At 58.8% G+C, this 10,443-nt stretch carries 18 protein-coding genes and 2 pseudogenes; 15 read left to right on the top strand and 5 right to left on the bottom strand.

All coding sequences use genetic code 11. The features are described from left to right. Positions 1–161: 161 nt before the first annotated feature. The 5 genes from A3764_RS07405 to A3764_RS07385 all read right to left on the bottom strand — a co-directional run bounded on the left by A3764_RS07405 (position 162) and on the right by A3764_RS07385 (position 2,674). Positions 162–557 (bottom strand): hypothetical protein, encoded by a 396-nt coding sequence (locus tag A3764_RS07405; protein ID WP_067922533.1) that lies wholly within the window; start codon positions 555–557, stop codon positions 162–164. Next, positions 554–883 (bottom strand): hypothetical protein, encoded by a 330-nt coding sequence (locus tag A3764_RS07400; protein WP_067922536.1) that lies wholly within the window; start codon positions 881–883, stop codon positions 554–556. The genes A3764_RS07405 and A3764_RS07400 overlap by 4 nt, the downstream gene beginning before the upstream one ends. Before the next feature lie 149 nt (positions 884–1,032). Beyond that, complete coding sequence (locus A3764_RS24555) at positions 1,033–1,491, bottom strand: hypothetical protein (protein WP_150120708.1); 459 nt, start codon at positions 1,489–1,491, stop codon at positions 1,033–1,035. A gap of 200 nt (positions 1,492–1,691) precedes the next feature. Further along, positions 1,692–1,988 (bottom strand): hypothetical protein, encoded by a 297-nt coding sequence (locus A3764_RS07390; RefSeq protein ID WP_067951402.1) that lies wholly within the window; start codon positions 1,986–1,988, stop codon positions 1,692–1,694. Between the two features lie 47 nt (positions 1,989–2,035). Beyond that, on the bottom strand, positions 2,036–2,674 hold the full coding sequence (locus A3764_RS07385; RefSeq protein WP_068101074.1) for a S24 family peptidase: 639 nt from the start codon (positions 2,672–2,674) through the stop codon (positions 2,036–2,038). On the opposite strand from A3764_RS07385, the gene A3764_RS25660 reads away from it, so the two are divergent. The 15 genes and pseudogenes from A3764_RS25660 to A3764_RS07310 all read left to right on the top strand — a co-directional run. Next, positions 2,655–3,053, top strand: a complete 399-nt coding sequence (locus A3764_RS25660) for a carph-isopro domain-containing protein (RefSeq protein WP_201722122.1) — start codon at positions 2,655–2,657, stop codon at positions 3,051–3,053. The two genes, A3764_RS07385 and A3764_RS25660, sit on opposite strands and share 20 nt — an antisense overlap. A 115-nt stretch (positions 3,054–3,168) precedes the next feature. Beyond that, positions 3,169–3,621, top strand: coding sequence for a hypothetical protein (locus tag A3764_RS07375; RefSeq protein WP_067922548.1), 453 nt, complete (start codon positions 3,169–3,171; stop codon positions 3,619–3,621). Positions 3,622–3,802: 181 nt separating this feature from the next. Next, complete coding sequence (locus tag A3764_RS07365; RefSeq protein WP_067922553.1) at positions 3,803–4,414, top strand: hypothetical protein; 612 nt, start codon at positions 3,803–3,805, stop codon at positions 4,412–4,414. Beyond that, the gene (locus tag A3764_RS07360) at positions 4,411–4,635 is read left to right on the top strand and encodes a helix-turn-helix domain-containing protein (protein ID WP_067922556.1); all 225 of its coding nucleotides are present in this window, start codon (positions 4,411–4,413) and stop codon (positions 4,633–4,635) included. Before A3764_RS07365 ends, A3764_RS07360 begins: the two co-directional genes overlap by 4 nt. Next, positions 4,632–4,886 carry a hypothetical protein gene (locus A3764_RS07355; protein WP_067922559.1) on the top strand — a complete coding sequence of 85 codons (255 nt, stop codon included), beginning with the start codon at positions 4,632–4,634 and terminating at the stop codon, positions 4,884–4,886. The genes A3764_RS07360 and A3764_RS07355 overlap by 4 nt, the downstream gene beginning before the upstream one ends. Before the next feature lie 235 nt (positions 4,887–5,121). Continuing rightward, complete coding sequence (locus tag A3764_RS07350; protein WP_067922562.1) at positions 5,122–5,325, top strand: DUF2188 domain-containing protein; 204 nt, start codon at positions 5,122–5,124, stop codon at positions 5,323–5,325. A 52-nt stretch (positions 5,326–5,377) separates the two neighbouring features. Beyond that, positions 5,378–5,835, top strand: a pseudogene (gene ssb / locus A3764_RS07345) (single-stranded DNA-binding protein). Between the two features lie 180 nt (positions 5,836–6,015). Then, positions 6,016–6,159: pseudogene (locus A3764_RS25925) on the top strand (helix-turn-helix domain-containing protein); the annotation flags it as partial. Positions 6,160–6,217: 58 nt separating this feature from the next. Continuing rightward, entirely contained in the window at positions 6,218–6,376 is a 159-nt protein-coding gene (locus tag A3764_RS25920) for a hypothetical protein (protein WP_236628121.1), read from the top strand. Positions 6,377–6,588: 212 nt separating this feature from the next. Then, on the top strand, positions 6,589–6,996 hold the full coding sequence (locus A3764_RS07335; RefSeq protein ID WP_067922567.1) for a hypothetical protein: 408 nt from the start codon (positions 6,589–6,591) through the stop codon (positions 6,994–6,996). Continuing rightward, positions 6,993–7,547: a GIY-YIG nuclease family protein gene (locus A3764_RS07330; protein WP_082850916.1), complete on the top strand. Its 555-nt coding sequence runs from the start codon at positions 6,993–6,995 to the stop codon at positions 7,545–7,547. Before A3764_RS07335 ends, A3764_RS07330 begins: the two co-directional genes overlap by 4 nt. After that, positions 7,534–8,409, top strand: coding sequence for a hypothetical protein (locus A3764_RS07325; protein WP_067922572.1), 876 nt, complete (start codon positions 7,534–7,536; stop codon positions 8,407–8,409). Before A3764_RS07330 ends, A3764_RS07325 begins: the two co-directional genes overlap by 14 nt. Continuing rightward, the gene (locus A3764_RS07320; protein WP_067922576.1) at positions 8,406–8,771 is read left to right on the top strand and encodes a helix-turn-helix domain-containing protein; all 366 of its coding nucleotides are present in this window, start codon (positions 8,406–8,408) and stop codon (positions 8,769–8,771) included. The genes A3764_RS07325 and A3764_RS07320 overlap by 4 nt, the downstream gene beginning before the upstream one ends. Beyond that, positions 8,768–9,127, top strand: a complete 360-nt coding sequence (locus tag A3764_RS07315; RefSeq protein ID WP_067922579.1) for a hypothetical protein — start codon at positions 8,768–8,770, stop codon at positions 9,125–9,127. Before A3764_RS07320 ends, A3764_RS07315 begins: the two co-directional genes overlap by 4 nt. Beyond that, positions 9,124–10,443: SNF2-related protein (locus A3764_RS07310; RefSeq protein ID WP_067951400.1), on the top strand; the 1,320-nt coding region annotated here is incomplete at its 3' end. The genes A3764_RS07315 and A3764_RS07310, both read left to right, overlap by 4 nt.

The following is a 10,443-nucleotide window of genomic DNA, read 5'->3' as shown; positions in this document are numbered from 1 at the left end:
ACATGCTTCGGAAATGGTCTCGCGCATCAGCGTGAGTGCGCGCGTGGGGATGAATGGCTCATCTCCCCCGATGGGATGGGCGCGAAAGTCCTCGGCAAACTTGCGTTCGATCTGTTCGCGTATCTCGCGCGGGGTGGGGTGCCTGCTGACTGCTGTATCGCTCATGCCGCATCCCCCATTGCTTTACGGTAGGCAGAGAGGGTGGCGCGCGCCTTGTTCGCGGTGGCAATCCCATAAGGGGTACCCAAGCCGTGGAATTCGATGGTCTGCGCGATAACCGGCATCAGTCGGTCCATCTCGGCAGCGAGTTCATCAGCGGCCAACAGCGCGGTCTCCATCTCAGGGACGCGGGCTATGCGGCGGGCGTTGGCAATAGCAGTTTCATCATCAGGACCGACTACCTCTGCCATTCTCCATGGATGGGCATTTCCGGGAGCGTAGACCGCAATTTCTGAAAAAGTGCCGTGACCAACTGCGAAATACTTTGGGTCATTCCACTGCCAATACCCCGGCGTGCCTGCCTCGCGATCTTGCTTGATCTTGTCGATCAGGCTCATGCCGCATCCCCCCATTCAGCCTGACGTGCGTCGTAGGCTGCATCGCAATCGCAATCCTCATGGCCGCAGGTTTCACACTTGGCCCAGCGGTTGGGGTCGATGTTGCGCTCTGCGAAGAAAACGGCGGTGGCATCGGAGACACCGATAGCCGCGCCCCGGTCGTTGCGTTCGATGCACTCAACGCGGACCTCGCAACCGTACTTTTCGAAGGCTTCGGCGGCCGCATCGAAGGCGTCGGAGCGGTCAGGGCCGTGTTCCATGGTGAGCGCTTCGGTGCGGTCAGGCCACTGGACGAAAACGATGTAGGTGAACTCGGGCAGTTTCATTACACGGCCCCCATGTTTGTGTGACGAATAATGCGGCGATAGATCGTGCGCAGCCGGGCGGCGACGTGGACTGGCAGAACGTTCATGTCCTGATAGGTCCAAGCGCAGGTCAAGGCACGGGGTCCATGTCTTCCGGTTCTCTTCTCCCATTACATTCGTTCCGCAAAGGCGTTGCGAAAACTCGTTGCAAGCTCGGGGTCGTTGTGATGCAGCATGAACTCGTTACGGTTCGCGAATACCGCGTCCCGATCCGGTACAACCTGCTCCACCAACACCGCCAACTCAGGATTGCGGGGACGCTTGCACTCGTTACGGAGCATGGTCAGGTAGCCGCGACAGACGTGCGCTGTCTGCGCCTGTTCCTGCGCCCGCGCACTGGACCAGTTGACCCGCATGTGACAGGGTAGGGGAATCTCTCCATGTCCTGCCGAGGTCAGGAACTCCCAAGGGTCGCCCGAACAGATTCCGAGATAGCCGGGGGCCGAAGATCTCTTGAAGGGACATTCGCGGCAAAGGACCTTGCACATTTCACGGGCCGGGCCGTGAGGGCCTCGATAAACGCGCTCAACGGCCTTCTCTGCTAGCTTGATCCGAAATGCGTCAGTCATGTGTCTCTCCCATTCGCTGATGAGCGGTATGGGGAGAGTGTACGCATGATGCGAACGATAGGTCAAGCGCAAAATGCGCACGTTGTACTTATTTAGCGTTCACACCGGAGCAGGCGTGCTATACGATTCGCATAGAAAAGCCCGCACGGGGCGGGCTGTTTCGTATCATGAGGAATTTCCGATGGTTGTGCTTGCTTTGATCACCCTGCTGAATCTGGCGATCCTTGCCGGGAATATCGCCTTGCTTCTATGGCATCTGCGACGGCGCGTAGATTTTCAACAAGAGACTGTCGCGCTTGCTCTTCAATCTGTTCAAAAGAAGTATCGGGCACAAAAGGCATTTGCGCAATAACCGCCCAGTCTACGGTACCGAAGATGTCCATCTCGGTTTCGGGCAGGGTCGGGATCGTGGCGCGGATCACCATGCACTCATTAGCGCCATCTTCGTCGCGCCTACGGCTTAACCTGATCGTGGGCGCATCATACAAAACCATCATTTCTCATTTTCCCTTATCGTTGGTTCGAGTTCACCTCCACGCCACATTCACACCTTCCGCCCGTACCAAAGCACCTTCCCGATGACGTTCAGATCGGCCAAGGCGGCTTCCACGGGCGGATAGGCCTTGTTGTCGGAGATGAGCATGACGTGCCCGCTCTTCGCCGCCATCCCGGCCCGCTTGACCAGTAGCGTGTCGTTGTGGCGCAGCACGAATAGACCCTCGAAGCCCATGTGCGTCTTGGACATATCGACCAGCACAATGTCGTCATCCACAAGCGTCGGCTCCATGCTTTCGCCTTTGACGCTGATGATGGCGAGGTTTTGCGGGGGGCTGCTGGTCAGGCGCTTCAAGTAGTCAGGCGGGAAGGCGAGGCTGTGCGTCTGTTCTTCGTAGTCCACAAGCGCCCCAAACCCCGCACTCGCGGAAACATCGTAAACAGGAACCAGTGACTGCCCGTTTTCTGCAGGGGCATCCGCTTCGATCCTAGTGGGCAGAACGCTGTTGAAGGTTGAGTGGTCTCTTATTTCGCCCAACGTCAGATCATAGACCTCTTCGCGCGGCACCCCTAGAGGCTCCACCACATTTGCGATGGAGGCTGCAATCTTCGGAGGTAGGGACTTATCCTTTATCCGCTGCTCATAATGGCTGTAACCGGACGGACTCATGCCAAGATGGGCCGCCATTGCCCTTACTGACAGCCCAGCTCTTTCGCGGATACTCTTTACCGCGTTCCTCAATGCATCAGCGTTTTCCATGCGCTCAGATTGCGCACAAAACCGCGCGGAAGTATGTCCGCAATATGCGCTTGCATTTTGTCCGCTTTGTGCGCATGATGCGGACATGACCTATGTAAACCACATCATCGAAGCGTTCGGAGGGGTCCGACCCATGGCGGCAGCTATCGGGAAAGAGCCGTCCACCGTCCAATCGTGGAAGGTGCGCGGCAGTATCCCAGACGCACAGAAAACTCTGATCTGGGAGAAGGCGCGGGAGCAAGGCGTGACTCTCGCTCCGGCGCACTTCCTGCCGTTTGATGTGGCCGCGTCCGACGACGCAGCCTGAACAGGGGAAGCGCCTCCGTACACTCGGCGCTTTCCATTACAGAAGATGACCATAACCGCTGCCATGCTTCAAATGTGCGCCGCAGCGACCCAGACACAAAGAAAACAGGGTTGCCATGAACCATCGAGCCATCATCAACAGCCACATGCAGGCGCTTATCGACGGCTTCTATCACAGCCTCGACGCGGCCTGCGAACAGATCAACGCCCGCAACGGCTCCACCGTCTGCAAGGGCACCATGTCGCGTCGCCTCAATGGCGACTTCGGCTGGCCTGTGGAGGACGTGATTGCGCTGGAGGATGGGGCAGGGCGCTACCCTGTGACCCGCCGCATGGCAAACCGCCTGACGGACAAGGAGCGCGCCGCTGCCTGCATCTACGAGGCGTCTGGCGCTGCCTCCAAGGAGGCCGGGGAAGCCGTCTCAGCCGCCCTCCGCGCCGCACAGTCTGCCGATGCCGGACATACCGCAGGGGCGATCCGCGAGGCCGAGGAAGGCATGCAAGCCCTCAGTGACCTGCGCGACAGCCTGACCGCCCACGTCCAGCCCATCAAGAGGGGCGCGGCATGAAGTCGAAGTTCCACAATTTCAGCGCAACCGACCTTGGCGGATCATTTTCCTGCAACTGCATCGGGCCGCAACCGGGATACCCGCGCTGCCCCTGCGGTATGCGGAACCTGATCCAGCGGGATGGCAGGTGGATTCAGCCTGAGCAGGACCTAGGGCCGGCAGTGAAGCCCGAGGACGCGGCATGAAGCTGGTATCCAGCATTAAAGGCGTTCGGATTGATCGCGAGATAAGGGACGGGTGCCACGTCCTGATCCAGTTGATGGAGTGCCACACCTGCGAAGAGGTGGCGAAGTTTGGCCCCAGCCACCAAGGGTCCGCCTTTCCCGAAGAATTCATTTTCAAGAAAGCCCGGCAAATAGGCTGGCTTCCCAAGAAAAACGGCAGGCACTCCTGCCCCAACTGTCAGGAGGTTCACAAGGTGCCCGATGAAGCCCCCCGTGAAATGACAATCCCGGAACGCCGGAAGATTTTCCGGGAGATTGACGAAAATTACGACGAGGCCAACAGCCGTTACGTGGACAAGGCGACGGATAACACCATCGCCGTCAAACTGGGCGTCCCGCGTAAGTGGGTGGAGGATATCAGGGCGGAAAACTTTGGTCCGTCTGGCGTGAACACTGAAATGGAACGTGTCGCCAGCGCTATCGCCCGGATTACCGCACAACTGACCGACGCGATTAACGACTGCATGGAGGCAGCGGCGAAGGCGGAAGACCTCAAGAAAGAAGCGGATGAAGCCAGAGGCACACTTGAGCAAATCAAGAAGTCGGTTGGCCCGAGGCGGGTAGCATGAGCGCACCTGACATCCCCAGATCAAGCGACGAGCGGCTCCTGATGATGCTCGACCTGCGGGAAGCGGAAGGGCTGACCGCGAAAGAGGTTGGCGAGCGGTTCGGGGTGTCAAAGTCCGCCGTTCTGAATGCCGTCAGCCGCGTCCTGAAAGCAGAGGTTTCCTGCGCATGTACCAAGCCAGAGAACCAAGACGGGGCCATGGGCCGGAGGTGGTGGAAATGACCACGCCCGAACTGACAGCCGCAGAGCGCATCCGGGTCTACGCCGCAAGCGGTGGTGGAGCGCATTTCGACAACCAGACGCTCTATCACATTGCGACGGAGATTGAGCAGGCCGAAGAGGCGCTGGCCCGGGCTAAAGAACTCCATGCCTGCGTGGAGAGGGCAATCAATCAGGCGAAGCGCCGGATGGCTGTTATCGCCTGCGCAACATCTGTCGCGGCGTTGACCATGATCGCATGGGGGCTGTCTTGACCACCTGTCCCCAGCCCAACTGCCCCTACACCTTAGACGACCAGTGCGGAATGCCGGGATGCCCCGGGCGGTTCCGCAGGACCGCAACTCATTCTCAGCCAGAGGGCACCGCATGCGCCCTACTCGCGGCGAAAGGGGGCAGCCGCTGGCTGAGAAGCCCCCATACCCTCCCTGTCAACTTCCCCGGCGCTTCGGTGCCGGGGGCTTTTCAGCGGACCAACCACATGGAGACGATATGAGCGATGCATTTTGGATGGTGAAGGGCAACGGCCCGGCCACTTTTCAACACGACACAAGAGAGCAGGCCGAGCGCGAGGCAGAGCGGCTGGCCCGGCAGAACCCCGGTCGGAAATTCTACGTGCTGGAAACAGTCTGCGGGTTCGTCAAGGACGATGTGCGCAAATTTGGTCTGGATGTAGAACCCTACAATCCCTTTTAGCCGCGAGGAAAACAGACATGGATTTCCACGACAATCATGGAGGCACATTCTGATGGCCGGTTCCGTTAATCGTGTTGTCCTGCTGGGGAATCTGGGGGCCGATCCTGAAATCAGGACATTCGGCAATGGCGGCAAAGTTGCCAACCTACGCATCGCCACGTCCGAAACCTGGAAGGACAAATCCACAGGCGAGCGCAAAGAGCGCACTGAGTGGCATTCGGTCGCCATTTTCACCGAGGGCCTTGTCCGCGTGGCGGAGCAGTACCTCAAGAAGGGCAGCAAGGTCTATATCGAGGGCCAGTTGCAGACGCGTCGTTGGCAGGACCAATCCGGTCAGGACCGCTACAGCACCGAAGTCGTGCTCAGGGTTTCGGCGGCACGCTGACCATGCTGGACGGGCGTAGCGACGGCGGCGGCTCACAGTCTCAGGACAGCGGGCAGGGCGGCTATGGCCAGTCGCAGGATAGCGGCGGGGGCCGTGACCTCGATGACGATGATCTGCCATTATGATGCCCGGCTCAGTCCGCAGAGAGGGCGACGAGGCGGTCATACGCTTCCCCATCAGTGACCTCCACACCTACCGCGTGGTGTTCGCCCCGTGCCCCTGCAAAGCGACGAAATCAAACGCAACCACCGAACTGCGTACCCGGATCGACAAGGCACTGGCGCGCCTCGAAGCGGGGAAATGACATGAACTCACAGACCCAGCAAATCTTAGCCCACCTCAAGGCAGGCAGGCCGATCACGCCCATTGAGGCGTTGGACGAATACGGCTGCTTTCGCCTCAGCGGCAGGATCTACGACCTTCGCCAAGAGGGCCACACCATTACCCGCGACATGGTGGAGACCCCCCCACCGGCAAGCGCGTTGCCCAGTACCGGATGGAGGCGTGATGGACACCCGCGTCAAGAACATCAAGCGCATCACCTCGATTGCCGAACTGGATGGGTACGAGGCCCAAGCCAAGAAGCGCGGCCTTTTGCCGGAGGAAATGCGCGCCCTCCACGAAAAGCGTGCCGAACTCACCCCACAAAAAAGGAGGCGGAAATGAATGTATTATCGGTACTTCAAAGAGTCAAAGCAGGATCAACTGTACTCGTAACGCTACCCTGCCGGGATGGCCACGATAAGACTTACAGCCTTTCTGATGGGACCGCTGTATCGCGGTCACAATTCACGAAGATCAAGCCGTTCTTAGCCCCGATGGACGCTGGCCTTTTGCCCGACTCTGAGCCGCAAACCTATAAGTGGTCGGGGTGATAAATGGCCCCCCTCAAAGGCAAGCTGCAATCATTCTCTGTGCCATTCCCGCCCGCGCTTCTGTCCCCGAACAGCCGCGCCCATTGGGGTGCGATCAACAAGGCGAAGAAAGCGTATCAGCGCGCCGTCTGGGCAGTCATGAAGGAGCAGAAGGTGCGCCGCATGGAGGACGCCAGCATCACCATAGAAATGACGTTCTATCCGCCCGCAAACTACGCCTATGACGACGACAACCTGATTGCCCGCATGAAGTACGGGCGCGACACCATCGCCAGCGTCATCGGCGTGGATGACCGCATATTCCGGCAGGCCATACCCATCATTTCCAGCGCAGAGCCGCCACATGGCCGGGTGCAGATCACCCTGCGTCCGATCCTCGTAGACGTGCCGGTCAGGGGGGTGGTGTCGTGAGAGGCTACGTTTACATCATGAGCAATCCGTCAATGCCGGGGCTGGTCAAGATTGGCCGGACAACGCGCAGTGTAGAGCAGCGCGCAAACGAACTCTGGCAGACAGGCGTTCCTACGCCGTTTGTGGTGGAGTTCAGCATCCTAAGCCCAGACTGCGAAGGCATGGAGTTGCGTGCTCATGAGTTCTTTCACGAATCCCGCGTCGACGGGTCACGCGAATTTTTTAGAGTTAGCCCCGGCGTTGCTTTTCTCCAATTGCAGAACGACTTGTACTTTCAAGTTGAGAGCATTGTGGAAGAGTACATACCCGGGCATTCTGTGGTTGAGGATGAAATGATATTGGACGGCTCTTTCCCGTCAATTCTCGCCACGCACTTCAATATGCACACATTTCAGATGGTGGATGCTTACCAGTATCTGACACCAGAAGACATGTCTCCAGCAGTAGAACGCATGGCGAAAGACTTGGCTGGCGAAGAAAAAATGGTTTTCCCCCGCCCCCTATTAAAAGACGCCCCAGAAACAGGAGGTCACACTAATGGCCCGCATTAGGTCCGTGCATCCCGGCTTCTTCACTGACGAGAATATCGTAGAGGTTTCGGCCTTGGCGCGTCTCTTATTAATCGGGCTTGGCGTTGAGGCTGACGACAAGGGCCTTTTCCCATGGAAGGCCAAGACGCTTAAGATGCGCATCTACCCCGCAGACAACGTGGATATGAACGCCCTGCTTTCCGAACTGGAGGCCGAGGGGCTTATCAAGCGTTACGAATTTGATGGCAAGCATTACGGTGCTATTCGGAATTTTCGTAAGCACCAGCGCCCCAAATCTCCGAATGACTTGCACCCATGCCCGCATGAAATCCTGAAATATGTAGGGCTAGAGGCGTCTGGTTCCGGCAACGGCGATACGCCAACTGATCCCACTCCCCCAATCGGCGAAGATGATGAAGGGCAATTTCCCCAAAAGGGAGAAAACACAATTCAGATGGAGGATGGAGGATGGAGGGGAAGTTTCTCTAACGAGAAACAAGTCGATTTTGCTGATTTTTGGAAAGCATGGCCTGACAAGGTTTCTAAGCAAAAAGCGCAAGAGGCGTGGGTACAAGTTCCCCATGATGAGCGGGCGCTTGCGGCCAGTACTTGCGCCGCGTGGCACAAGGCGTGGAAGGCCAGCCACCCAAGTTCCGCCAATATTTCCCCAGCAACTTTCCTGATTGAGCGCCGATGGACTGACGAGGGGTTCTCGGCGAAGTCCCACGTATCCGAAGGCGACACCCTGAAATACTGGGCAGACCGGATTAACAGCAATGCCTTCATGGCCGAAGGTTCAATCAAGGCCACCACCGCCCGCGCTCTTGTGGAACGCGGCCTCGTCACCCCCGAAAAACTGAAAGAGAGAGGAATAGCAGCATGACCCCCTCCGAAACATGGGAGCAGATGAAGGTACGCCACGCCCGGGAGGAACTGGCAAAACTGGACCAGATCGCCACCGACGCTTACTGCCGGGGGCAGGCCGGTGCCGCGCCAAGCCGGGCGGACCGCCCCATGCAGATCATCTACAGCTACGCCAGAGAGGCCGGTGTGTCCGTGGATATGCTCAGAGGCGGCGACCGGACCAAGCGGGCCTGCAGGCATCGCCATGAGGTGATGCTGAGACTGAAGGAGGAGACCGACCTTTCGTTGCCCGCTATCGGGCGGCTGCTCGGTGGCCGGGACCACACCACGATCATGAACGGGATCGAGCGGGCCAAGGCCAAGCGGGAGGCCGCGCAATGATCGGCATCACCCCACAATCCCTGACCCACCAGATGCGCGGACTGCGTATGCCCGTGACAACCGAACTGGCGCTGCAGGACGCGCTGGAAGAATGGCTAAACAGCACAGGCACGGCCTTCGAACGCGAAGTGCGCATGGGGCCGAAAGACCGCATCGACTTCATGGTGGCCGACACCATCGGCATCGAGGTGAAAACTAGATACCCGCGCCGCCAAATCTATCGCCAGCTGGAACGCTACTGCGAAGGCGACCGGCTGACCGGATTGATACTGGTCACTGGCACATACCTTGGCCTGCCCGATCAGATTCACGGGGTGCCGCTGTTCCTCGTCTCATTGGGGAGGAGCGCATTGTGACCATCACCTATGGAACCCTGAACCTTGGGGAAAACCCGCCGCACTGGCGTATCACCGACCTTCAGCCGCACGTCTCAATCGCCTTCAAGCGCCTGTTCACAAAGGTGCCGAAGACCGCGCAGGAAATAGTTCTGACCGACACCGACGAAAACCGCGCGGACCTACACTGGTTCATGCAGCGCTACCCCCTGAAGCACACCCATGAAGCCGACCTGACTGCCGGTGTCGAACGCATCACGACGAAAGCCGCCGAACGCGAACGCATCCTGATGCCAGACTGGAAGCCCGCGACAGTATCGGGATTTATGGAAGGCCGACAGCCCTATGGCTATCAGCAGCAAGCAGCAGCGCTGACAATTCAGAACCCGAACCTGCTGCTAGGCGATGACCTTGGCCTTGGTAAGACGATTTCCGCCTTGTGCACACTGACCAGCGGCGCACCACTGCCAGCCGCCATCGTGGTGCAGCCTCACCTTGCCGGGCAATGGGCCGACCGCGCGGAGGAGTTCACGAACCTTCGCACGCACATCATCAAGGGTACCAAACCATACGACCTGCCGATGGCCGATGCCTATGTTTTCAAGTATTCGAACATCGCTGGATGGACCGATGTCATCAACACGGGCCTGTTCCGCACGGTCATTTACGATGAAGTGCAGGAACTCCGCACCGGCAGGGGCACTGCCAAGGGTGTCGCTGCAGACCTGCTGTCTTCAACCGCCGATGTGTCGATGGGCCTGACCGCCACACCGATCTACAACTACGGCGATGAAATTTTCAACGTGATGCAGTTCATCGAACCGGGCCTTTTGGGTGACCGCGATGAATTCATGCGCGAATGGTGCGATTGGGGGAAGACGGTCAAAAACCCGGACGCCCTTGGCACCTACCTGCGCGACAAGGGGTATTTCCTGCGCCGCACCGAATTCGATGAAACGGTGTCGGCACAGATGCCACCCTTGAACACGGTCGATTGGGAAGTGGGCTGGAACGAGGGGGCAGCACAGGACGCCGAAGACCTGTTCAAGATGCTGGCGATGACCGTTTTGGAAGGGTCATTTGTGAAGGCCGGACAGGCCGCGCGGGAACTGGACATGAAGATGCGCCTGCTAACAGGCGTGGCTAAGGCCGACTCCGTTGCGGCCTATGTGGACCTGCTGTTGCGCGACAGCCCCCGCGTGCTGCTGGCAGGCTGGCACCGCGATGTCTATGACATCTGGAACCGCGCACTGCAGCACCACAACCCGGTCATGTACACCGGGACAGAAAGCCCCGCAGGCAAGCGCCGAAACGTCGAACGCTTCACCAAGGGCGAT

It is taken from the genome of Sulfitobacter sp. HI0129 (assembly GCF_001635395.1).
Lineage (GTDB): Bacteria > Pseudomonadota > Alphaproteobacteria > Rhodobacterales > Rhodobacteraceae > Sulfitobacter.
This window is presented reverse-complemented; position numbering and strand designations above follow the sequence as displayed.